Raw genomic sequence first — 23669 nt, 5'->3', positions numbered from 1 at the left:
AGGCTTTCCCTTGTCCATCAATGCCTTATATACCGACTTGTCGGGCTACTACGATCTGATGTGTGCCGATATCGATTACCCTGCCCAGAGTCTTGGGGTACAGCGGTTACATCAGCTATTCGGCAATGGCGGCAAGCGTCATCTGGATCTGGCTTGTGGTACCGGGCCGCACATCCGGCATTTCCTGAACCTTGGTTACCAGTGCGAAGGGCTGGATATTAATCAGCCCATGCTGGATGTAGCCCAACAGCGTTGCCCGGAAGCCGTCTTCAGTGTTCGGGATATGTGTGACTTCCGGTTCGATGATCCATTCGATCTGATTACCTGCTTCCTGTATTCAATTCATTACAGCGATGGTATCGAGAAGCTTCAGGGCTGTATCGAGAGCGCCTACCAGGCGTTATCGGCCAACGGATTGTTCTGTTTCAATGCCGTCGACAAGACCCGAATCAACAACAATCTGTATGTCAGTCACTCCGCCCGGCACGATGGCAGTGACTTTACCTTTCGGTCTGGCTGGCATTATGTCGGCGCTGGTGAACGGCAGTCGCTCCGGCTTAGCATTGATCGCACCACCAATGGCATCAGTGAATCCTGGCAGGATGAGCACCCCATGGTGGCACTGAGCTTCCGGGAGCTGGCCACCCTGTTACAGCCCTGGTTCGACGTGACCATCTTCGAGCACGACTACGAACGCATCGTGCCCTGGGATGGCGAATCCGGAAACGCACTGTTTGTCTGCGTAAAGCGTTGAGCGTTACCGGATTTCGCTGAGAAGAATAGTGGTTAGTGCTTCATGCCGGCGTGGTCGTTCATCGCCGGGGCACCGTCAAGGGGGCGCACCATCAGTTCGACATTCAGGTCTTCCGCGCCATCAAAATCCAGTCTTACCGGAATTCTCTCACCCTCAACCAGCGGCTCAGGCAGCCTTTCAAGCATCAGGTGATAACTGTGAGGTTTTAACTCCACGGTGTTGCCGGCGGGTATCAGAAGACCACCATCTACCGGCTGCATACGCATGACACCCTCATGCATGGAAGTTTCGTGAATCGAAACGTTGCCGGCTCTAGGGGTTTCTGCGCCCACCAGGATGATGGCCTGTTCACTGTGGTTGGTGATCGCCATATAGCCCACGCCCATGGGGGTACCCGGCGGTGTTGGCCGGCTCCAGGGGTGATTGATCTGTATCGGATGGCTCTGGTGGTCGTTACCGTGTGCGTGATCGGCGGCAAATGTGGCCGGGGCGACCAGGGCTGCGCCCAATGCCAGAGCAATCAGGGGTTGTTTCATTCGGCGTTCCTTGTTTTCTGACAAATATCACTACTGTAGCGGCCGGCTGCGACCACTTCAAAGCCATCAGGAGCGACGAATGGTCGCAGGGGTATTGTCCGTGTTCGCCGTGTCACTGAGCATCTGGCGAATGTCTGCCATGGCCACCGGCCGGCTGAAACAGTAACCCTGGAAGCGCAGGCAGCCCATTTTGATCAAGGCCTGGGCCTGAGCCTGCTCTTCTACACCCTCAGCGATCAGACTCATGTTGTGGCTGCGGGCGATGGCGACGATGCTGCGCACCATATTGGCGGCTTTTTCATCTTCAACAATACCGTCCACAAAGCTTTTGTCGATTTTAAGCTCATCCAGAGGTAACTGACGCAGCAGGCTGAGGGAAGAATATCCGGTGCCGAAATCATCCATGGCCAGGCGTATACCGTGGCTTCTCAGGTCGCAGATAGTTTGCAGCACCTGATCGAAATTGCCCATGAACAGCGTTTCGGTAATCTCCAGAACCAGAGAGGACGGCGAGACATCGTGGGTTTTCAGGGCGTTGAGTACTGTATCCACGAAGCCTGGCTGGCAGAACTGAATCACTGAGATGTTGATGGCCAGATCCAGCGGCTGTTGCACCTTGTCTATCAGGTGCCGGAATTCCCTCAGGCTGGTGTCCAGCACGAAGTTACCCAGAGGAATCATCAGACCGCTTTTCTCGGCCACATCCACGAATTCTGCCGGCGAAACGAATCCCAACTCTTCATCCTGCCAGCGCACCAAAGCCTCCAGACCAATGGTATCGCCGGCATCGTTCACCTGCGGTTGGTACACCATATAGAGAGCATGAGAGGCCAGGCCATAGCGCAGCCTCTGTTCCACGTTCAGCCGCCGGAGATAAGCGGTTTCCATTTCTGCCTTGTAGACGCAGACGGCATTCCGGCTTTGTTTGGCCTCATACAACGCCAGGTGGGCACTACGAATCAGCTTGCTGAGGGAGTCTCCGTCTTCGGGGTACCGGGCCACCCCGACACTCGCCCCCACCTGCAGACGAAGCCCGCCCACTTCGAAGATTTGGGCCAGATCTTCTACCAGTGCCCGGCAGGCATCGGTCAACGAGGGGATGTTGGTATTGGGGGTAACGATGGCGAATTCATCGCTCCCGAGCCTCGCCAGATCGTCGTGTCGTCCCGCCAACCGCTCAAGTCTTCGCCCGAATTCCACCAGGGTGTGATCCCCGTACTCCAGCCCAAAGCGGTCATTGATGCCACTGAAGTTATCAATGTTGATCACCACCAGACTGAACGGCCTCGCCTGAGAAAGCCTGCCTTCCAATCGATCCAGGAGCCCGGCGCGGTTTAACAGGCCGGTGAGATCGTCATGTCGAGCCCGGTACAGCAACTCTTCCCGACGCTCTCCCTCGGCACGATCAATAACCCGGAACAACAGGTAGAGCAACCAGGCACCCAGCACAAAACCAATCACGTAGGTTACGAGGGTTCCCATAAAATCGCGGTAAAGAGGGGCAAAACGCGTCTCGGACACTGTCCAGATCTGATACCGAGCGTCGAAGGTGGCGGCTATCAGATAATCTCGCTGGTCGCGGGTCATATGAAAAGAAACCGCCTCCGGACTGGCCATGATATCCGCCATGGTCTTTCCAGTTCTCTCCTCGAAATCACGACGCTGTGCACTCAAACGCTCCTCGTTAATCTGCAAGGCAGAATATCGCTCAGGTGTTGCGCCCTCTCGTGACATAAACTGGACGTATTTATCTGCCTCCCGAAACAGGATGACACTGTCTTCGGGACCATCGTGCAGATCCTGCCCAAGAACTAAACCTTCGGCACCAATCTGCAGTCCGGCGGTCATTACTGCAACCACAGAACCATCGTCCGCTCGCAACGCCTTTCGTATCGGGATTAACCAGGCACCAAGCGCATCCACATAATAAGTACGCCCTACCACCATCACATCCGACTCAAGGGCTTGCCTGAAACCTTCTGCGGTACTGGGGTTCTCCAGGAGATTGGGCAGGCGGCCGGTGTCCATATTGGTGCTGATACGAACCAGCGTGCCGTCCGGGCGAGCCAGACCAAAACCAACGAGGGCCGGGTTAACCGAAAGGATACTGTCCAATAAAGGCGTTTCCCTCCGCTCTTCCAGCGGTTCGCCACTGTCGAGGAGTTCGCGCCCCACGACATCAAGCACCAGCTCCTGAGTCCGGAACAGACTGTGAACGGATTGGGATATGAGCTCAGCTCTGGACAATTGATGCGCAGTTTCATCAGACAGGGTCTCCTGCCAGCGCTGCTGGAGAGACACCCCTAAAAGCGCAACGCCGACGATTACGATCAGAAAATACAGCGTCCAGATATTGCGTTTCAGAGCCGCCAAGTAGTCAGTCCATTTGTCCCGGTGAATGGGTTAATTTCGCTAACCATGATTATAGGATGACGTTGCAAATACGCACCCTGTTTTGACACAACCTTACCAAAAAAGATGATGCCAAAAGGAACTTTGCCGTCGTTATCCAGACAATCTGTTCATCTGGCGTTCATGCCGGATAGGTTTTACTGGGGCTAGTATTATCATCAAAGCCAACGGCAACCAGCCAGGAAAGGAGCCAGACAATGAACGTAATGTCAGTGCTGAACCAGATCATGAACCAGGCCCAGGGCGGTCAGTCCCGCCAGGGCAGCCAGGGTGGAATGGACGTAAACCAGATGATGGGCAACCTTGGCAGCCAACTGTCCGGAGGTAAAGGCGGCAGTGGCATTGATGTAAAAAGCCTGTTGGGTGGCGGAGCACTGGGATTGATGCTGGGCTCCAAGCGTGGCCGCAAAATGGGCGGCAAGGCACTGAAGTATGGCGCCCTGGCCGGCGTCGGCGTACTGGCATGGAAGGCCTATCAAAACTACCAGAGCAACAACCAGGGCCAGGCACAGCCCGCCCCGGTGCAACAGGGCCAACCCCTTGAGCAGTTGCAGGGAGCCGACCAGGAGCGTCGTGGGCTGGAAATTCTCCAGGCCATGATTATGGCCGCCCGTGCCGATGGCCATATCGATGCCAATGAAAGGCAACTACTGACTCAGGAAATCGAGCGACTGGGCCCAGACGACGAACTCCAGGCATGGATCCAGCAACAATTCGATGCGCCACTGGATGCCAGTGCTCTGGCACGCAACGCCGATTCGCCCCAGGCCGCCCGGGAAATCTACGTGGTCAGCGCCGTGATGATTGACGAACAGAACCCGATGGAGCGTGCCTGGCTGGAACAGCTGGCCGGTGCCCTGAAGATAGAACCCAATCTGGCCAAAGAACTGGAACAACAAGTGCTGGCTGCCAGTTAATCAATCACAGCAGACGGCACCGGACTCCCCGGTGCCGAATCCAAGTCAGGCCTTCTTAACAAACTCCGACTTGAGCTTCATGGCCCCCACACCATCAATCTTGCAATCAATGTCGTGATCGCCATCTACCAGGCGAATGTTCTTGACCTTGGTTCCCACCTTCACCACCAAGCTGGAACCCTTCACCTTCAGATCCTTGATTACGGTGACGGTATCGCCATCCTGCAGCTCATTGCCATTGGCATCACGAACCACCTTGCCTGCTTCAGCCGCTGCCTGCTCGGCCTCCGTCCATTCATGGCCGCACTCCGGGCACACCAGCTGAACGCCATCTTCGTAGGTGTATTCAGAACTGCACTTGGGGCAAGGGGGCAACTGAGACATTATCATTTCCTGTTAACTGAATGAGCACAGGATTATACCACCACTCAACATCATCAGTTTCCCGCCACCTCGAGATCTTCTGTATATCCCTTCTAAATCTGCCTGTTTGATAAAAATTTGATATTCCTCTGACCTTTTCTTGACCTGCCCCTCACTAACCTGACACCTCACAGAAATTTCTGACCGGCACCAAGAGGTTAGGCATGAAATATTGGCAGAGTGTTTTTTTCGACAGGTATTTCCACAAAGCTGGCTTCTACGTTACCAATACCGCTCGACGGTGTATTCCGGCAGCTAAGGCACAACGCTTTAGTGAACAAATTTAACGAGCTCCCGCTTCAAACTCAGGAGAAGCTCAGGCAACGCGCGCACTATTACAATCGCTTGAGCGAAAGGTTTGAACCAGCACCTTCTTCAGAAAAGGTAGGACGTTTCAACTTCAAGGGAAAAAGCAGCGCCTACTGCCATGACTTCCAGAATCTGATTTGCGGATTCCCTGCTCAAGCCCAAGTGAGTTACCGGTTTGGCGACGTCACTGAGGTCCCGCCATTTCCGACTTTTGTGAAAAGCCGTCCTATCAGCCGCAACAATGGAAATTCGGTGTTGTTGAAGCTGAACTCCGTCAGGCATTATCGGTTTATACCGGACCTAATACCTTTCGAGGATAAGATTCCCCTCGCGGTCTGGCGCGGCAAATCTAACAACCCGCTCAGAATCGAGCTGGCAAGCAAGTATAAAAAACATCCACTCTGCAACATTGGCTGTATCCGACACAAAGAACCCTCGGTTCAGGACTATCACCGTGAGTTTCTGAGCGTTAGCGAACAGCTCCGATATCGATTCGTGTTAAGCGTGGAAGGTGTAGACGTTGCAACAAATCTGAAATGGATTATGGCTTCAAATTCTCTTTGCATGATGAGAAAACCTCGCTTTGAAACCTGGTTCATGGAAGGCACTCTCAAACCAGGCGTGCATTATGTAGAGCTCATGGATGACTATTCAGACCTCGCTGATAAAATCGATTACTACAATCGGAATCCGAGCGAAGCCATGACCATCATTGCCAATGCCCAGGCTCATGCAGCGATGTTCCGAAACCACGAGGAAGAACAGATGGTTGCGATGCTCGTTATTCATAAGTTCCTTGAATTGAGCGGCCAGTTGGACCATCAAAACGAAACCGCCGTTTCGGTCTCTACCCCCTGGATTCAGCAGCCATCCTTAGCAGGAGGGAGAAAGAGTGCAAACACGCGTATTGATCGTTGAGGATCAAACTGCGCTTGCTGAAAACCTGATAGAGTTCTTCGGCGACGAACACTATTCGCTCGATTTTGCTGCCGATGGCTTGACAGCACTCCACCTCCTGGCCCATCACGCCTACGATGTCGTTATTCTGGATGTGATGCTGCCGGCGATCTCGGGCTTCGAAATCTGCCGACGAATCCGAGAAGATCTGCGCAACAACACACCAATCATTTTCATGACGGCAAAGGGAGCTTTGACCGACAAAGAGGAAGGCTTCGCGCTGGGAGGTGACGACTATCTGGTCAAACCATTTGCCCTGCGGGAACTCCAGCTTCGAGTAGACGCATTGGCCCGTCGCAAGGGCTCTGCAGCTCAACAACTTCAGGCAGGACCACTGGCCTACGACCCGGAAACGCTTGAACTTCAATATCAGCAAAAGGGCAGCTTGACGCTGTCCGGTTCATCATCCCGCATCTTTGAGGCGCTGATTCGAAAGCACCCGCGATTCGTTACCTACGAGGAACTCAGCCAGGTAGTATGGGGAACAGATAACGGCGACACGCATACCCTGCGCACACACGTTTATGCACTAAGAAAAGCCCTTCAATCCGCATTTGGACAGTCACTGATTGGCACCGTTCACGGTCGTGGCTACCGTCTGGAACTTCAATCGATATCTGAGAACGCGGTTTCACGATGAAGAAATCCTTCTCAAGCCGGGTTTTCCGAACCATGGTGGCTATTGGGATCCTCAATGCCACGATCACGTTATTGTCAATCGAAGCAATTTACGAGGACATCGAAGATACCAGTCTGACAATCGGTTTAGAGGAGGAGCGCGCATTCTTCGAGAAAAAACTCGACCCCAAGCAGATCCAAAGCTGGCAAACCGCTCTGCTGACAGTCATGTACGTCCCTGACGATCAACCTTCACCGGCACTTCCGCACATGTTTTCCGGACGTTCGGAACCTTTCGCGTCGGAAGTGGATATCGACAATGAAACCTATCTAATCTCCATCGTTCGCACTCGGGCAGACACTGGCGTTATCTATCTCGCGCAGGACATTACAATGCAGGAACGGCGTGAGGACATGATGCAGAGCATTGGTTACATCATATTTACAGGCATCATGGTACTGCTGAGCTTCGTCCTGGCCCGCATTGGTACCACACGGGTCATCACACCATTAAAGACTCTATCCCGACAGATTCGTAACATCCACCCCGAGCAATCGATTGAGCCGGTAACGCTGTACTCGGCCGACGAGGAACTGATAGAGATTACCCAAGTACTCAACAATCTTCTGGAAACGCTGGCAGCCTACCTTCAACGGGAAAAGGCTCTGATCAGCTTGGCAAGCCACGAACTGAGAACTCCGATTGCTGTGATATCCGGCGCTCTCGATGTCATTGATCATCGAGGCACGTTAAGTAATGAGAACCAGAAAACAATTGCCAGAATCCGACATGCAACGGAGAAAATGCAGGCAGATGTGGATGCTTTGCTGCATCTCGCACACCCGGCGGGACAACTAACCTCTGAGCCCGTGAACTTGGCAAACAGTGTTCGTGGGGTTCTGAACGAACTCGAAAACAGCAAAGATACAGCAATTCAACGAATCTCTGTTAACTGGCCAACTCAAGAAAAACTTATAGAGGCGGACCCCGCGTTGGTGCGCATGCTGATACGAAATCTGGTCCAAAATTCCTTGCGCCATACCGATGGCCAGGTGGGCATATCTCTTGACGAATACAATTTGACAATATCGGACCAGGGTCCGGGCCTGCCCGCTCACATCGTTTCGCGTCTTCAGACACAATCGCCCCTGAACGAAGTTCCCGATGACGGTTTGGGTCTTTTTATCGTAAAACTGATCTGTGAACGCCTTAACTGGCGCCTGGATATTGAGAACGACAACGCCTCCAGTGCCGGCATAGTGGTCTGGTTCGGTAATCCGACTTGAATCACCAAACTACCCGCCCCCTACACCTTCAACGCTCTGGACTGACTCTAGCCAGAATGTCCGGGCTGTCCGACAACGGCAACGCCAGAATCACCCCTTCATTCGAAGCCGGAAAAATGCCCGTCAACGCCGTCACATTCACCTGGTGCGACACCATCACAACGGGCGCGCCCTGCCCCAGGGCATTCACCAAGTTGATGGTTTCACGGGTCTGTTGCGGGCCGTCGCCACGGTTGCGAAAAAATGAATTCAGAGCCGGCCACTCAGTCACTGGCCCCATATTCATTTCCTGAGCGGTCTCAGTGCATCGACACCACTGGCTGGAAAACACCCTCGCCTCAACAAGCGATTATCACCGCGGCCAGACGGCGTGTTCAGGGATGGCTTCCAAAAAATTTCGGAGGCCATGGATGGCCGGAGAGAAGCGCTCAGGGATGAGCTCGTAGCGGTTTTTTGGAAGCCATCCCTGAACATGCCATGCACCATCGCCTCGACACCTCCCCAGCCAACCTCCAAGGGCCTATTAGCCAATACGCGGAACCAAACTAACAGGCTCACCCCATGAAAGGTTAAACTGACCAACAGCCAAACAAACGAAGGAAAACCGAAATGCCAATCTGGGTCGACGCCGATGCCTGCCCTGTTCCCATCCGGGAAATTCTCTGCCGTGCCGCCACCCGCTGGCAAATCCAGACCACCTTCATCGCCAACCACGCCATCAGCCTGCCACCAAGCCCACACATCAGCCGCCGGCAAGTCCCCCACGGTTTCGACGTTGCAGACAACGAAATTATGGACCAGATGAGCAAAGGCGATCTGGTGATTACCCAGGACATTCCCCTGGCCGCCGAAGCCATCGAAAAAGGCGCAGACGTCTTCAACCCACGGGGGCAGGCCTTCACCAAGGAAAATATCCGCCAGCGCCTTGCCATGCGTAACTTCATGGAAGAAATGCGTAACGCCGGCCAGGTAACCGGCGGGCCGGCCCCATTCAGCCAGGGAGATCGAAAAGAGTTTGCCGACCAACTGGACCGATGGCTGCAAAGAAACGCACGCAAGTGAAAATGATTCTGTTTTAATAAACAGAAGAATCCGCTACCCTTCCCGCCTCTGACAACCAGACAGCAGAAGGAAGCGGAACATGACCACACGCGCCCAGCACACCAGCAGCTTTGCCGCTCTCGGCCGCCTGCTTCGATACGCGCGTGGTTACCGGCGCCAGATCATCGCCGCCACCACCTGCTCCATCATCAACAAGCTCTTCGACATTGCCCCGGAAATACTGATCGGCGTCGCCATCGATGTGGTGGTGAACCAGGAAGAGAGCTTCGTTGCCGGCCTGGGCTTTGAGACTGCGCAGGAACAGATCACCATCCTGGCGGTGCTCACCTTCTTCATCTGGGCTGGCGAGTCGCTGTTTGAGTACCTGTTCCAGATTCTCTGGCGCAACCTGGCTCAGCGACTGCAGTCCGATCTCCGACAAGATGCCTACGAACACGCCCAGCGTCTGGACATGAGCTTCTTTGAGGCCAACAGCTCCGGACAATTGGTAGCCACCATGAACGACGATGTAAACCAGCTGGAGCGTTTCCTGGATGGCGGCGCCAATGCCATGATTCAGGTAGCGGTTACTGTAGTGGCTGTGGGTGCCGTATTCTTTGTGCTGTCGCCACTGATTGCCCTGTTGGCGTTCACACCGATTCCCCTGATCATCTGGGGTGCCTTCTATTTCCAGCACAAAGCCGGCCCGCTGTACGCAGACGTAAGGGAGAAAGTAGGCGACCTGTCCAGCCGCCTGGCCAACAATCTGGGTGGCATCGCCACAATCAAGAGCTTCACCGCCGAACAGCGGGAAGCCAAACGCCTGAAGGACGCGAGCGAAGCTTATGTTGATGCTAACCGCCGCGCCATTCGTATCAGCTCCGCATTCATTCCGGTCATTCGAATGGCCATTCTGGCCGGCTTCCTGGCCACCTTTACCGTTGGCGGCATGATGGCGCTGGAAGGCAGCCTGAACGTGGGCGCTTACGGGGTGCTGGTGTTCCTCACTCAGCGACTGCTCTGGCCCCTGACCGGGCTGGCGGAAGTGATTGATCTGTTTGAACGGGCCATGGCCAGTACCCGACGGATTCTCGATCTGCTCGCCGAACCGGTCAACGTCCGGGATGAAGCCGGCAAGTCCCTGGAACAACCCGTTCGCGGAAAGGTTTCATTCAACCAGGTGAGCTTCCGTTACGCTGGCAGTGGCGCGGATATACAGGACATTACCCTGAACGTTCCGGCAGGCAATACCCTGGCATTGGTGGGCGCAACCGGCTCCGGCAAGTCCACGCTGATCAAACTGTTATTGCGATTCTATGACCCCGCCCATGGTGATATCCGCATTGACGGCCAGCCCATTCGAGAGGTCAGTCTGAAGTCCCTGCGCGATGCCATTGGACTGGTCAGCCAGGATGTCTATCTGTTTGAAGGCAGCATCCGTGACAACCTCGCCTATGGCAAACCGGAAGCAAGCGAAGAAGAGATCATGGAGGCCGCTCGGACTGCCGAGGCCTGGTCCTTCATTGAGGGACTACCGCAAGGTCTGGACACCCCCGTCGGTGAGCGGGGCATTCGCCTCTCGGGCGGCCAGCGTCAAAGGCTGTCCCTGGCCCGGGCGCTGCTGAAGAATCCCCCCATTCTGGTTCTGGACGAAGCAACCAGTGCCGTGGATAACGAAACCGAAGCTGCCATTCAGCGCTCACTCAAGCACATTGGTCATAACCGCACCGTCATTATGATTGCCCACCGGCTTTCCACCATTGTGGATGCGGACACCATTGCCGTGGTCGAGAATGGCCGGATTGTTGAGGAAGGCGATCACGACAGCCTGATACGCAATAACGGAGCCTACGCCGCGCAGTGGCGCGTGCAAACAGGTCAGGCGTGAGAAGGTAATTCTGTTCACCACTTATCATTGATAGGTATTCGCATTTAGATTATCCTGCCAGCCACAGAAACAGGGGAATCTGAATGTCCGCGTTTTTTGATGTCCGCGATCTCGCCGTTCACATTGGTAGCACGGCTATCCTTCATAACATTAACCTGGCCTTTAACGAAGGCCAGGTGACCGCCCTGCTTGGCCACAACGGCTCGGGGAAATCCACTTTGTTAAAGACACTGGCCAGGCAGATTCCAGCCAGTACCGGTGATGTCAGGCTTGAGGGTAACGCTGCGAAAAGTCTGGGCGCCCGCGCTTTCGCCAGGATTGTCGGCTACCTGCCCCAGCACCCGCCGGGCACCGATGGCCTGACGGTCCGGGAGCTGATCGCGCTGGGCCGCTACCCCTGGCGAGGCCCTCTTGGCCGCTACAGCGATGCGGATTATGCGCTGATTGATCAGGCTATCGCAGACACCGACCTCAAACCTTTTGAACACCGCTCTGTCGACACTCTCTCTGGTGGCGAGCGCCAACGCGCCTGGATTGCCATGTTGCTGGCACAGCAAACACGCTGCCTGCTGCTGGACGAACCCATCTCCGCCCTGGATGTAAAGCATCAGGTAGAAACGTTGCGCCTTGTTCAGCGCCTTGCCCGCCAGCGCGAATTGACCGTGATTGTGGTACTGCATGATGTCGATCTGGCCTCCCGCTTCTGCGACCGGTTGGTGGCCCTGAAAGCGGGCCAGGTGGTGGCCGATGGCACTCCGGCAGAGATCATGGACAGCCAGATTCTTGAGTCCATCTACAGCGTTCCCATGGGCGTGATGGAGCGGGCGCCGGGGCAATGGGTTTCCTATGTCCATTAACACGAAAGCCATGATGCTCGGCGCGCTGCTCTTTCTGCTGCCGATCGCAGGAACCGCCCAGACCTGGCACCACGAAGGCGGCACACTAACCCTTGAAGAGCCCCCTGAACGCATTATCGCGCTGAACTGGGCCGCCACCGAGACGCTGCTATTACTGGGTATCACCCCCGTTGGCGTGGCAGACAAAGCCGGCTATCACACCTGGGTACAGGAGCCGGAACTGCCTGACAGCGTCGCCAATGTCGGCACCAGGGTCGCGCCCAGCCTGGAGGCAATCGCAGAACTGAAACCCGACCTGATCGTCACCAGCACCGAAATGGCTCCCGCGGCCGAACTGTTGGAGCGGATTGCGCCAACCTACGTCATCAGCGTGTATAAAAAAGACGCCCGACCATTCGACAGGGCCCAGGAAATGCTAATAACCCTGGGCGAAATCACCGGCCGGATCGACCGGGCCGAATGGGTACTGGCCGATATCGAACAGACCTTGCGTCAACAGAGGGAGCGCCTGAAACGGGCTGGCATTACCGAGAAGCCGGTTGCCCTGGTGAACTTTATGGACGACCGCCATGTCCGCATCTATGCCCCCAACGGTCTGTTCCAGACTGCCCTGGAAAACCTTGGGCTTACCAATGCCTGGTCAGATCCAGGCAACTACTGGGGGTTTTCAGCCATAGGCCTTGAATCTGTGGCAGATGCACGAAACAGCCGCATCGTGGTGATAGAGCCACTGGTTCCGGGCCTGGCTGACAGTCTGGCTAACAGTCCCTTCTGGACCTACCTGCCACCGGTACAGAACGACGAGATCTACCGGATTCCCGCTGCCTGGCCTTTTGGTGGGGTTTATCCGGTGAAGCGCCTGGCCATTGCCCTGACCAACGCTCTGATTGAAGGGGGCAGTGACAATGTCCGCCGTTGAATCCGCTCTGCACACCGTCAGTCGCCCGACGATTCCCGCCAGGCTTCCGATTGCGGTCGCGCTACTCTGGCTTACCGCTTTCAGCGCCAGCGCCTTACCCTGGTTCGACCAACTGCACTTTTCACAGCTTCTCGCCGCATTCTGGACCTTTGATGGCAATCAGTACGCCTCCGTTCTGGCCCACTTCAGCTGGGCACCGAGGGTCTCCATCGCGATACTGATTGGCTGCGCACTGGGATTGGCAGGAGCTGTTACCCAACAGGTACTTGGCAACCCATTGGCCTCACCCACTACCCTCGGGGTCGAAGCCGGAGGACAATTCGGTGTTACCTTTGCCACCCTGTTTGCACCAGGTTTGCTGGCTTTCAGCCCTGATCTTGCCGCAGTAGCCGGTGGCTTGCTCGCCATCGGCCTTGTAATAGTGCTGACATGGCGGCTTGGCTTCTCACCTGTCACCGTGATTCTGGCCGGGCTGGTGGTTACCTTTTTTCTCGGCGCCATCAACATGGCCTTCCTGCTTCTGAAAGGTGAGTGGCTCGGTAATCTGTTTATCTGGGGCGCGGGATCTCTGGTACAGAATAACTGGGCCCCATTCTTTGATCTGCTTCCCCGGGTGCTGGTTATTGCAGCGCTCATGCTGGCCCTGATGCGCCCGCTACAGCTGCTTCAGCTTGGTCAGGCCTCGGCAGATTCGCTGGGGGCAAAGGTGTCGTTGCTTCGCGCCGCTGCACTTTTCCTGGTGGTGCTTATGAGCTCCGTGGTGGTGAGCCGGGTTGGTCTTGTCGCATTTGTTGGCCTGGCAGCACCAGTATTGGCAAGACTGCTGGGCGCCAGAACACTGACCGAACGGCTGTGCTGGAGCACACTGGCTGGTGGCGGCCTGCTGTTACTGGCGGATACTCTGGCCCAATGGGCGACTGCCTGGGATGGCGGCTCGCTGGTGCCGACCGGTACCACCACCGCTCTCATTGGCGGCCCGGTTATCCTTCTGGCACTTCAGGGGTTCCGAAACACTCACCATATGCCTGACCAGGGCAACGGACCTGCGGGCTTTCTGCCGCGCCGCCGAAGCCCGCTGTTGGTTGCCGGAACTCTGTGCTCTCTGTTAGCCCTGACGATCATTCTTTCCATGAGTTGGTCTCCGGGTCTTGAAGGTTGGAACTGGACCCCGTTGGCGCAGTGGACAGACGCCTGGGTATGGCGAGGCCCAAGATTGATGGCTGCCATCCTTGCGGGCATGGCTCTGGGTATGGCCGGCACCCTGATTCAGCGGATGACCGGCAACCCCATGGGCAGCCCGGAGCTGCTGGGCATCAGCGGCGGTGCAGCGTTGGTGATGGTGGTTATGGTCCTGACAGGGCTTGAGATTGGCCGCCTTGGCCAACTGGCGGCGGCCACGGCGGGTGCCTTCGGCGCTCTGGGCCTGTTACTGTTGCTGGCCCGCAAGCACCAGTTCGCGGGCAACCAGCTGTTGCTTGGCGGCCTGGCACTGTACGTTTTCATGGATGCCGGCCTGAGACTGGTGATGGCCTCTGGCGGCACCGTTGCAGCACGCCTGCTGAACTGGATGTACGGCTCCACCTGGCTGATCTCGGAATCCGAAGCCATCGGTTTACTGGCACTGGTGGTAGGCCTTTCGACCTTGCTCTTGCTTGCCCTGCGACCGCTCACACTGCTGCCCCTGGGCGAAACATCCGCCTCTGCCCTGGGACTGCGGGTGCCACGGGCGCGACTTCTTCTACTGGTGCTGGCTGCCGTGCTGACCGCGGCGTCGACTGTAGTGATCGGGCCATTAAGCTTCGTCGGGTTGATCGCCCCGCACCTGGCCCGGGTACTGGGACAACAGACCGTGGGCCGGCAAATGCTGGTCGCAGCCCTGGCAGGGGGCCTACTGCTTTCACTGGCCGACTACCTGGCCCGGGTTCTGGTGTATCCCAATCAGCTACCCGCGGGGCTGCTGGCCGCCCTGGTCGGCGGCTTGTACTTCTTGTGGGGGCTAAGCCGTCATGGTCGCGGCTGAGACAGCAACGCAATGGCTGACGGATTACCACAATCTGTTGGCCCGCCACGGCCTTGACGCTACCACTCTGATGGACAGCGCACTGACACCCGCCAACCGCGAACAGCCCGCGTTGTTCTCCCTGGCCCAGCTACTGGCAAATCCAGACCTTCTGCAACAACAGGTCCTCAAGGACTATCAGGATGCCGATCATCCGAGGCTCCGCAAGGCGCGGCTTTCTGTCCTGCACCAGAGCCTGGCACTTCAGATTATCGGACCATTGGTGATCCGGCTGTTCAGGGATGGCAGCAGTGCTGCACTCGATCCCCGGCGGGTTTTCCTGTGCCCGACAACATCAACACCAGCGGACCCGTCTCGCTGGCAATATGCGGCCAGTGAACAGGAGATCCTGGAGCCTGAGGCGTTCATAAGAATTCTCAGTGAACAGATGCAAGACTGGTACGGTGTGTTCCGGCAGCATTTCGGGGTTAGTCCAGGGGCCTACTGGAGCAGTGTCGGGCTGGCGTTGGGTGCGCCCTATTCGGTGGTGTGGAACCGGGTTAATCCGGCAGAGTTGTGTAAACAGGCCGGTAGCTGGCTGGCGCAGTTCAAATGCGAGGCCAACCGATACATTGACTGGATTCCGGCAGAATTCAGCCAACAGTGGTGTGCCATCCCTCAGCGCAAAGGGTGCTGCCTCAAATATCTTTTGCCCGGAGGCGGCTATTGCGGAACGTGTGGGATCTATCGGAAAGAGCGGATCAGCTAGCTCCGAGCATCGAAACCAGTATCACTCCCAACGCAATCAATCCTATGACGGCACCTGAACCTGCCGCCAGCTTCAATCCATCGAGTATTTCCTGTTCCAGATTCATGCTCACTCTCCTTGAGGCTTGATCAACAAAACCGGGGCAGCCAGCGCAGCGCCGACTGCCCCACCCTGTGATTAATACACCCAGGAAACGGTCAGGCTGGCATTGGCCGGCTCACCGTAGAAACCCTGGGCCGAGGCACCAAATTTCTTCAGGCTCTCGATGTACTTCTCGTCGGTAACGTTGTTTACGTTCAGGGTTGCATTCCAGTGTCGGGCGAAATCATAGCTTGCCATCAGATCCAGCACCGCATAGCTGTCCTGCTCTGTGACGATGGTCTCACCAGCATTCGGGCCGGTGGTAGCAACACCCTGTTCCTGGGTGATCTCAGACTGCCAGCGTACCTTGCCACCAAGCTTGAACCCTTCGACCCCAGGCACCTTCCAGGTAGCGCGCAACTGGGCTAGATGCTCCGGCACGAAGGACTTGGCCCCTTTACCATCCTTGTCCTCAATATCCACATAGGTATAACCGGCGAAGAGCTGGATTCGGTCGGTGAGATCACCCACTATTTCGGCCTCCACACCCTGGCTGGTCAACCCATCCACAGCGGTGTAGTAAGAATCATTGGTTCCGGAGAACACTCCTTCTGCCTCGGCTACGTTCTTCTGCTCAGTCTGGAACAAAGCAATAGTGGTGTTCACACGGTCGTTCTGAAACTCACTTTTCAGGCCCAGCTCATAGTTGACCCCGTCAATCGGATCCAGTCGATCGCGATTGATGTCCACTTCAGTCTGGGGAGTGAAAATCTCGGTATAGCTGGCGTAGACCGAATGATCGTCATTGATGTCATAGATCAGACCTGCGTATGGCGTTTCCACTGCATCGTAGCTACTTTCCTTGGTCGCTCCGTAGCTTTCGCCCTTGTTATCCAGCCAGGTCAGACGGAGCCCGGTAATGGCGGTAAGTTGATCGGTCAGCGACCAACGAGCGGCAGCATAGGTGGACGTTTCGCGGTCGGTCCAGTCAGAGCCCGAAGGAGCATAGACCAAGTCTGGCTTGGCAAAATTGCCATCCCAGTCATTGAGAGGAGGCAGCGGAACGAAAACACCCTGTGTGTAGTTATAATCGAACCGCGACTCATCTTCGGTTTCTGAACGGGACCAATTGACCCCAACCACCAGTTCGTGAGTTCTATCGGCCAGGGTGAAGGGGCCAGTGGCATACGCATCGACCACCCATTGTTCCACATCCAGGTCGTATTGACTTGGATAGGCAAACAGCCCCTGGCCGGTTTGCCGATCCGGAGTCCCGAACTGATAGAAAAGCTCAGAATCACTTTCATTCTCCAAACGGAACACCGTGCCCGTGGCTCTCCAGCCACCAGCAAGCTCCTGACGCAATTCAACAAAGCTGTTGTGCTGGGTGTTGTCCCAGTAGGACCAGTCTGACGCCGTGCTGGTTGAACGCGCAAAATCCGTCGCTGAGCCATCGGAGTAGAACAAAGGCAGCGCACCCCACAACGGACTGTCTGTATCAGACGTCTGAATGGCGTGGCCAAGAGTTAGCAACGTGGTATCGGTCAGGTCTGCTTCCAGCACCCCGTAAAACATCTGCTTTTCGTTGTTATACCGGTCAAGGTAGGAGCCTTTGTCCTCATAACCGGCAACCACCCGGCCGCGCACCGCACCGGATTCAGACACGGCACCGGAAACATCACCGACAATCCGTTTTTTGTCCCAGGAACCACCAGTCACCGCAACCGAGGCATTGGCGTCTGCGGTTGGGCGCTTGCGGATAAAGTTGACTGTGGCGGCCGGGCTGCCGGAACCGGTCATCAAACCGTTGGCGCCCCGAACCACCTCCACGCGATCAAAGAAGGCTGTGTCCAGCTCACCCTGAACGTTGTCATATACCGCCGGCATGCCAACACCGTCGTACTGGAAGTTATTGATATCGAAACCACGTGAGGTGTAGTACGTGCGGTCTGTTTCCACCGACTCTACGGTGACACCGGTGGTGCCTTCCAGAACATCGTTGATGTCGTTCTGGGCGAAATCGTCCATCTGTTCGCGGGTAATGACCGTGACGGCCTGGGGGACCTCCCGGTGTGACAGCTCCATCTTCATGGAGGTTGTGCTGGCACCGCTAATGTAACTCTCCGTCGCTTCCGAGGCCACCTGGCCACGGCTTGCGGTAACATCCAGGGCTTCCAATGCCTTCGGTTCGCTGCCCTGCGCTGCTGCCAGTCCTGGCAGAGTCGCACACATCATGGCAGTGATCAGGGTTTTTCTTCTAAATCGGGGCTCCGGATTCAGAGACATCTAACGGCTCCTTGGTTGATTAAGACCATGTCATTTTTAAACCCCACTATGTTAATGCGAATGGTTTCGATTTGAAACACCAAATGCAAATGATCTGGGATTATCACGAAACTCTATATCTCCAGAGGCTCGCATCGGCCGCAATACCACGACCTGCTATGGTTATTGCAGGTGCTGAAGATCTCTAAAAACAGCAGAGAGGCGGAGACGGATATGTTCAAGCGCAAATTCTGGAAGTGGAGCCTGGCCAGCTTACTGGTCTCGGCAGCCCTGGCCACACAGGCAAACCAGACCTTTCAATCCGAAAAGGCAGACTTTCATCTGGAAACCGTAGCCGCGGGGCTGGAACACCCCTGGGCCATCGCTTTTCTGCCCGACGGGTCTGCACTGATTACTGAAAGGGAGGGCCGTTTGCGAATTCTGGAAAATGGGCAACTTCGCAGTGAACCAGTCAAAGGCCTGCCGGAGCTAGTCGTTTCGGGCCAGGGTGGTCTGCTGGATGTGCTGCTGCATCCGGATTTCGAGACTAACCGGCTGTTGTTCCTTAGCTACGCCCATCGTAATCGCGAGGGCATGACCACCCGGGTTGCCCGGGCAACTCTGGCTGACAACTCTTTGCAAGATGTCGAGGTGATCTTCGAGGCTCTTCCCCGCTCAAACACCAGCCGGCACTTCGCAGGCCGGATGCAGTTTGATCGCGACGGCAATCTATACATCTCAGTCGGTGACCGGGGTGAAATGGATCGTGCCCAGGATACCGCAGACGATGCCGGTGGCGTTCACAGAATCACCATCAACGGAGAGCCCGCCAGTGGTAATCCCTTTGCCGATCGGAGCGGCTTCAACGCGTCTTTCTTCACCTATGGCAACCGCAACATTCAGGGCATGACCTGGCATCCACAAACCGGTGAGATCTGGAGCCATGAACATGGCCCCCGGGGAGGCGATGAGATCAATATCCTTCGCGCGGGTAACAACTATGGCTGGCCCAAGGTCACCTACGGTATTGACTACTCGGGCCTTCCGATCTCCAGCCGCACCACAATGGAAGGCATCACGGAACCGCTGCATTACTGGGACCCGTCCATTGCGCCCTCTGGTATGGCGTTCTATACCGGAGAGCTGTTCCCGCAGTGGCAGGGCGATCTGTTTGTCGGCGCCCTGAAGCTTCAGAAACTGGTACGATTGTCCCTGGACGGAGAACAAGTAACCGAAGAGGAAGACCTGCTCACCGACCTGGGTGAGCGTATCCGCGACGTGCGCATGGGGCCGGACGGTGCACTCTGGCTGCTGACCGACTCCGATAACGGCAAGGTATACCGGATGGTGCCGGCGGATTGAGGCTCAGTGCGGGTCGTTGGTTCTTTCGGTTTTCTCGAACTGCGGCAGGTTGTCGGTGATCTCGAACCAGTCAGATTTCGACCCCACATAAACATGCTGGGCCGCCTTTTTTCCCAGCGGCTCATTGATCACGCCAATTCGCAGCCTGAGGATGCCAGGAATAGCGTCGACCCGGCTGTAAAGAGGGCTTCCACAACGGCTACAGAAGGCCCGGTATTTGCCGGGCCGGGATTCAAATTCGGTGATCCGGTCCTCACCGGCCGTAAATCGGAACCGGACAGCCTGAACCGGCGCACTGGCTGAAAAGGCACTGCCATGATTGCGGCGGCACTGGCTGCAGTGGCACAGCGCCACGGGCCCTATTGGGCCATCGTATTCAAACTGGATATCGCCACAAAGGCACTGGCCGGTATACATAACACTCCTGACTCCGCGAAGACTCACTGTTCGCGCAGATGATACCGGCTGGCAGCCGGATTAGCAGCCCTGGTTCCGCAAACTCGTTACCCGTAGTTTTTTTCCAGATAAGCAAGAATGCGCGCCGATTCAAACAACCCCTCCCCGCTATTGGGATCTTCCAGGTAGGGCACCTGCACCCGGCCATGTTGCTGGAAAAACGCGTCCCGCTTGCCGCCAGGAATGGGCCGATACGGACCGGGTTTGATACGCTGCCGGGCCGGGCCGGCTTCGGTCCAGTGTTCCTTGCCCAGATTATGCAAGGTGTACGGAATCTCGTTTTCGCAGAGTCGTTCCCGAATCAGGCGCGAGAACGGGCTGCCCTCGAAACTCCACAAGTGAAGCCCCTGCTCAGGCCGCCGGGCTGGCCGCGCCCGCATCCCGCGAAGCTCACTGGCCCCGGAGCCTGCAGCGCCGAGTGCCGGTTGCCAGGGACGGCCCTGGTAGTAGCGCGGCACGGAACGATGCGCATACTGGCGGAACAGATACTCGATAATCGCCTCGGATTCATACAGCACTTCGCCGGTGTTCTGGTCATGCAGCAGGGGAAACTGCTGTTTGCCCCCCAGGGTCTCGGCTTCCGGGCGGAATACCCGACCACCCTTCGGGCAGGGTCGAATCTCAACGTCCAGATGCAATGCCGTCAGCACCTCACGAACACGTCGGCAGTATGGACAGGCTTCAATGTCATAGAGAACCAGCGGCTTCTCAGGTTGCGGAACAGCCTTGATAACCAGGCACCCGCGCCAGGCTGCAAAAGAAGAAGTGGCAACCGATTCCAGCACATTCACCTGATGCTTCAGCGTTTTTAACATGATCGTTCCCTTGTTTTCGTCATTTTCTGCATTGTCCCACAGGAGAATCTGTGCCCATTGGCCCGCAGGCCCCTGTGCCGGCGTCATACTAACTCACTGATTCTTCAGGCCACTTACTCGATGTCACAAAAACTCAATATAAACAAAGACTCTACTGCCATTTTTTAACGTCATGTATAGCTTTTCTGCATAGTACATACGCACAGAATGGGCTATTGTACAAAGAGAACACAACAACGGGTTCCGGTCATGAATACTCAGGGGTTGCAGGCAGGCAAAGGTCTTGCCACAGGCAGATTTGCGTCAGGAGCAGTGGCGCTGGCCATCGCGTTGGCCAGCGCCCCGCTCGGCCAGGCTTTCGCTCAAGAACAGACCTCTGCGGAAGAGGCCTTTGCCAGCTCCCGTCACTGGGCCAGCCAGATCCGAAGTTACGCCAGCAAATCCCTGAACAGCGATGAAGCTCTGAGTGTTGCCGTTATTCCCCTCAACGGCCCCGGCATTGAGCAGTATGTAAACGCTGACACACTGATGAGCCCGGGCTCCATCATGAAGCTGGTAACCACCTATGCTGCCCTGGAACTCCTGGGCCCTACCCACCACTGGAAGACCGATTTCCTCACAGACGGCATGATGGTGGGCGACAGCCTTGAAGGAAACCTCTACGTGCGCTTCGGCGGCGATCCCAAACTGACTCTGGAACGGCTCTGGAGCACCCTGCGTGAACTCAAGAGCATGGGCATTAACCGCATTGAAGGCGACCTGGTACTGGATGGCAGCTATTTCCGCGTCGACGGCGGCTTCCCGACGTTCGAGGATAACGGCGACAACCCCCACGCGCCCTTTCTGGTGGAACCCTCCGGCTATCTGACCAACCTGAATCTGCTGCATTTTCAGGTACGCGCCGATGAGCGTGGAACACAGGCCTGGACAACCCCGGATCTGGGCGAAGTCTCCATTGATAACCGGGTAACCGCATTACCGGAAGGTCCCTGCCCTGCTCGTAGCCGCTTTGACTGGGAGCCGGTATTTCATGAACACCATCAGGTAACGGTTCGGGTAACCGGGCAGTTACCGCAAGGCTGCCGCAGCACCACCTACCTGTCTCTGCTACCGCACGAACGGTACTCCGCTTCCGTGATTCGCTCTGTGCTGTCGGACATGGGCATTATTGTCAGCGGTGGCGACCGCTTTGAGAGCACACCGGAAGACGCCCGGCTGATCATGCGCACCACCTCACCTGATCTGGTTTCCATGGTGCGAGACATCAACAAATGGAGCAGCAACGTCATGGCCCGCCAGATGCTGCTGACCATTGGCGCCGAGTTCCGCAAGGAAGATGACAAAGACGACCGGGTAGCCGGTATCCGCACAGTGTACGAATGGCTGGAGAATATGGGCATCAACACCGCAGGCATGGTGATTGACAATGGCGCCGGGCTCACCCGCCATGGTCGCATCACGGCCCGGCAAGGCGCCCAGATACTGCAACAGGCCTGGGACAGCCCCTACGCCTCTGACCTGATGGCCTCCATGCCCATTATCGCCATGGACGGAACCATGGCGCGCCGGCTTCGCAACACCGGTATGGATGGCGAAGGCCGAATCAAAACCGGTTATCTGGAGAATGTTCGCTCAATCGCGGGGTTCACCCGGGACGATAACAACACCACCTGGGCCATTGTCGGTATGGTGAACAACGATCCGGCCTGGAACGGTCAGGCGGTTCTGGATCGGGTACTCTACTCTCTGCATTTCCGGCCACCGGTGGGGGTGACCCTATCTCAATCTGCCGATGAAAATCCGGCATCTTCTATTCAATAAGCCAGTATAAAAAGGCCGGCAACAACAGCCGGCCCACTACTCATGCTTTGAACAATGGCACAGTAGTTCATCTACTAGTCGACGGTATAAATCACCTTATCAATCACATGAATCACGCCGTTCGACGCTTCAACATCGGCTTCGATGACGGTACTTCCCTCGATAATCAAAGCGTTGTTTTGGATGTCAACATTCAAAGTGGTGCCAGCCAAGGTAGGTACTGTACCGCCGTTCGAAGCGTATGCAGTGAGAGAACCGACCGAACTGCCGGCAATAATATGTTGCTCTAGAACTGTCGGCAGATTTTCATCTGCCAGCAACTGCTCTGGTGTGAGATTCAATTCCGATAGTAAATCCCCAAAAGCATCATCTGTCGGCGCGAACACAGTTAGAGTCGCATTCTCATTCAAAGCTGCCGCTAGCAACTCGGAAGCGCCATCAGTCTTAAGTGCCGCCAAAAGCGTTGTAAACTCGGCACCTTCTCCAGCCTCTGCAAGCGCCGTCACGATAGCCCCGATTGTTGCATCTGTATCACTGAGATCGCTCGGAGGCGGAAGCAGTACTTTGTCAATAAGGTGAATAACACCATTGGTGGCGTCTACATCAGGCCCCGTTACTCGAGAGGTGTTGACGTATAGCACGTCTTCACCGCTTTCCTGGGAGATCGAAAGCGCGACGTTTTCACCGTTCACTGTTGGAACGAGGTTTTGTGGGACCGGGCTTTGCGCGACGCTAATCGCAGCGGCTGCCTTCACTTCACCCACGGACGTTGCAAGGACATGGTAGGTAAGAACTGTGTTTAATAACTCTGTGTTGGCTAACAACTCTTCCGCCGTGAGTCCCAAGTCGTCCAACAGGGCTTCGAAGGCCGCATCTGTCGGTGCGAACACCGTTAACTGGTCATCGCCACCGAGCAGTTCCGCGATGGATGGGTCGGCCTCAAGAACGGCAGCTTCCAGAATCGTCGTGTTTGCATTCTCAACAGCGATTTCCAGGATGCTTTGCGTTGCAGCCTCGGTAGTGCCGTTATCATCGTCATCAAGCCAACAACCGGATAGCATGACACTGCCCGCTAAAACCATGGGTAAAGCGTATTTTGCTTTCATTTTTCGTGCCTCGTCTGGAGGGTTGATTACCAGGTTAAAGTGGTTCGAACCTGCACTGATTCAGTCCCTGACCAGTG

At 56.1% G+C, this 23669-nt stretch carries 20 protein-coding genes and 1 pseudogene; 13 read left to right on the top strand and 8 right to left on the bottom strand.

What is annotated here, in order from left to right:
• Positions 1–10 precede the first annotated feature (10 nt).
• Positions 11–754 carry a class I SAM-dependent DNA methyltransferase gene (locus ACF8YQ_RS04755; RefSeq protein WP_396622724.1) on the top strand — a complete coding sequence of 248 codons (744 nt, stop codon included), beginning with the start codon at positions 11–13 and terminating at the stop codon, positions 752–754.
• Between the two features lie 32 nt (positions 755–786).
• On the opposite strand, the gene ACF8YQ_RS04750 is transcribed toward ACF8YQ_RS04755, so the two are convergent.
• Together ACF8YQ_RS04750 and ACF8YQ_RS04745 are read right to left on the bottom strand one after the other, a co-directional pair.
• Positions 787–1290 (bottom strand): copper chaperone PCu(A)C, encoded by a 504-nt coding sequence (locus ACF8YQ_RS04750; protein WP_396622723.1) that lies wholly within the window; start codon positions 1288–1290, stop codon positions 787–789.
• Between the two features lie 66 nt (positions 1291–1356).
• Positions 1357–3663, bottom strand: a complete 2307-nt coding sequence (locus tag ACF8YQ_RS04745; RefSeq protein WP_396622722.1) for a putative bifunctional diguanylate cyclase/phosphodiesterase — start codon at positions 3661–3663, stop codon at positions 1357–1359.
• A 236-nt stretch (positions 3664–3899) separates the two neighbouring features.
• Here ACF8YQ_RS04745 and ACF8YQ_RS04740 point away from each other — a divergent pair, with 236 nt between their 5' ends.
• A complete protein-coding gene (locus ACF8YQ_RS04740) occupies positions 3900–4619 on the top strand; it encodes a tellurite resistance TerB family protein (protein WP_226597829.1) in 720 nt (239 codons plus the stop codon).
• Between the two features lie 45 nt (positions 4620–4664).
• On the opposite strand, the gene ACF8YQ_RS04735 is transcribed toward ACF8YQ_RS04740, so the two are convergent.
• Positions 4665–5003 carry a zinc ribbon domain-containing protein YjdM gene (locus ACF8YQ_RS04735; protein ID WP_011785654.1) on the bottom strand — a complete coding sequence of 113 codons (339 nt, stop codon included), beginning with the start codon at positions 5001–5003 and terminating at the stop codon, positions 4665–4667.
• Positions 5004–5315: 312 nt separating this feature from the next.
• Here ACF8YQ_RS04735 and ACF8YQ_RS04730 point away from each other — a divergent pair, with 312 nt between their 5' ends.
• The 3 genes from ACF8YQ_RS04730 to ACF8YQ_RS04720 are packed head-to-tail and all read left to right on the top strand — an operon-like array spanning position 5316 to position 8213.
• On the top strand, positions 5316–6269 hold the full coding sequence (locus tag ACF8YQ_RS04730) for a glycosyl transferase family 90 (protein WP_396622721.1): 954 nt from the start codon (positions 5316–5318) through the stop codon (positions 6267–6269).
• Positions 6244–6948, top strand: a complete 705-nt coding sequence (locus ACF8YQ_RS04725; protein WP_226597827.1) for a response regulator transcription factor — start codon at positions 6244–6246, stop codon at positions 6946–6948. The genes ACF8YQ_RS04730 and ACF8YQ_RS04725 overlap by 26 nt, the downstream gene beginning before the upstream one ends.
• Positions 6945–8213 carry a sensor histidine kinase gene (locus ACF8YQ_RS04720; protein WP_396622720.1) on the top strand — a complete coding sequence of 423 codons (1269 nt, stop codon included), beginning with the start codon at positions 6945–6947 and terminating at the stop codon, positions 8211–8213. Before ACF8YQ_RS04725 ends, ACF8YQ_RS04720 begins: the two co-directional genes overlap by 4 nt.
• A gap of 28 nt (positions 8214–8241) precedes the next feature.
• On the opposite strand, the pseudogene ACF8YQ_RS04715 reads toward ACF8YQ_RS04720, so the two are convergent.
• Positions 8242–8553, bottom strand: a pseudogene (locus tag ACF8YQ_RS04715) (histidine phosphatase family protein); the annotation flags it as partial.
• Between the two features lie 269 nt (positions 8554–8822).
• On the opposite strand from ACF8YQ_RS04715, the gene ACF8YQ_RS04710 reads away from it, so the two are divergent.
• From ACF8YQ_RS04710 to ACF8YQ_RS04685, 6 genes are all read left to right on the top strand, one after another.
• On the top strand, positions 8823–9275 hold the full coding sequence (locus ACF8YQ_RS04710; protein ID WP_011785656.1) for a YaiI/YqxD family protein: 453 nt from the start codon (positions 8823–8825) through the stop codon (positions 9273–9275).
• A gap of 79 nt (positions 9276–9354) precedes the next feature.
• A complete protein-coding gene (locus tag ACF8YQ_RS04705; protein WP_396622719.1) occupies positions 9355–11142 on the top strand; it encodes an ABC transporter ATP-binding protein in 1788 nt (595 codons plus the stop codon).
• An 83-nt stretch (positions 11143–11225) separates the two neighbouring features.
• Positions 11226–11999, top strand: coding sequence for an ABC transporter ATP-binding protein (locus ACF8YQ_RS04700; protein WP_121208461.1), 774 nt, complete (start codon positions 11226–11228; stop codon positions 11997–11999).
• Positions 11989–12918: an ABC transporter substrate-binding protein gene (locus ACF8YQ_RS04695; RefSeq protein WP_396622718.1), complete on the top strand. Its 930-nt coding sequence runs from the start codon at positions 11989–11991 to the stop codon at positions 12916–12918. The genes ACF8YQ_RS04700 and ACF8YQ_RS04695 overlap by 11 nt, the downstream gene beginning before the upstream one ends.
• Entirely contained in the window at positions 12905–14938 is a 2034-nt protein-coding gene (gene fhuB / locus ACF8YQ_RS04690; protein ID WP_396622717.1) for a Fe(3+)-hydroxamate ABC transporter permease FhuB, read from the top strand. The genes ACF8YQ_RS04695 and fhuB overlap by 14 nt, the downstream gene beginning before the upstream one ends.
• Positions 14925–15686 (top strand): (2Fe-2S)-binding protein, encoded by a 762-nt coding sequence (locus ACF8YQ_RS04685; protein ID WP_023007958.1) that lies wholly within the window; start codon positions 14925–14927, stop codon positions 15684–15686. Before fhuB ends, ACF8YQ_RS04685 begins: the two co-directional genes overlap by 14 nt.
• 177 nt (positions 15687–15863) lie before the next feature.
• Here ACF8YQ_RS04685 and ACF8YQ_RS04680 read toward each other — a convergent pair whose 3' ends face one another.
• Positions 15864–18053: a TonB-dependent siderophore receptor gene (locus ACF8YQ_RS04680; RefSeq protein WP_396622716.1), complete on the bottom strand. Its 2190-nt coding sequence runs from the start codon at positions 18051–18053 to the stop codon at positions 15864–15866.
• A gap of 213 nt (positions 18054–18266) precedes the next feature.
• Between ACF8YQ_RS04680 and ACF8YQ_RS04675 the strand changes: the two genes are divergently transcribed.
• Entirely contained in the window at positions 18267–19394 is a 1128-nt protein-coding gene (locus ACF8YQ_RS04675; RefSeq protein ID WP_396622715.1) for a PQQ-dependent sugar dehydrogenase, read from the top strand.
• 3 nt (positions 19395–19397) lie between these two features.
• Here ACF8YQ_RS04675 and ACF8YQ_RS04670 read toward each other — a convergent pair whose 3' ends face one another.
• Together ACF8YQ_RS04670 and ACF8YQ_RS04665 are read right to left on the bottom strand one after the other, a co-directional pair.
• Positions 19398–19811, bottom strand: coding sequence for a GFA family protein (locus ACF8YQ_RS04670; RefSeq protein WP_014420808.1), 414 nt, complete (start codon positions 19809–19811; stop codon positions 19398–19400).
• Positions 19812–19897: 86 nt separating this feature from the next.
• On the bottom strand, positions 19898–20665 hold the full coding sequence (locus ACF8YQ_RS04665; RefSeq protein WP_396622714.1) for a glutathione S-transferase N-terminal domain-containing protein: 768 nt from the start codon (positions 20663–20665) through the stop codon (positions 19898–19900).
• Positions 20666–20914: 249 nt separating this feature from the next.
• On the opposite strand from ACF8YQ_RS04665, the gene dacB reads away from it, so the two are divergent.
• Positions 20915–22486 carry a D-alanyl-D-alanine carboxypeptidase/D-alanyl-D-alanine-endopeptidase gene (dacB, locus tag ACF8YQ_RS04660; protein ID WP_396622713.1) on the top strand — a complete coding sequence of 524 codons (1572 nt, stop codon included), beginning with the start codon at positions 20915–20917 and terminating at the stop codon, positions 22484–22486.
• Positions 22487–22560: 74 nt separating this feature from the next.
• Here the strand turns inward: dacB and ACF8YQ_RS04655 are convergent, their stop codons facing one another.
• The gene (locus tag ACF8YQ_RS04655) at positions 22561–23592 is read right to left on the bottom strand and encodes a fasciclin domain-containing protein (protein ID WP_396622712.1); all 1032 of its coding nucleotides are present in this window, start codon (positions 23590–23592) and stop codon (positions 22561–22563) included.
• Between the last annotated feature and the right edge of the window lie 77 nt (positions 23593–23669).

The organism is Marinobacter sp. W-8, assembly GCF_044342215.1.
GTDB classification, from domain to species: Bacteria; Pseudomonadota; Gammaproteobacteria; order Pseudomonadales; family Oleiphilaceae; genus Marinobacter; species Marinobacter nauticus.
This window is presented reverse-complemented; position numbering and strand designations above follow the sequence as displayed.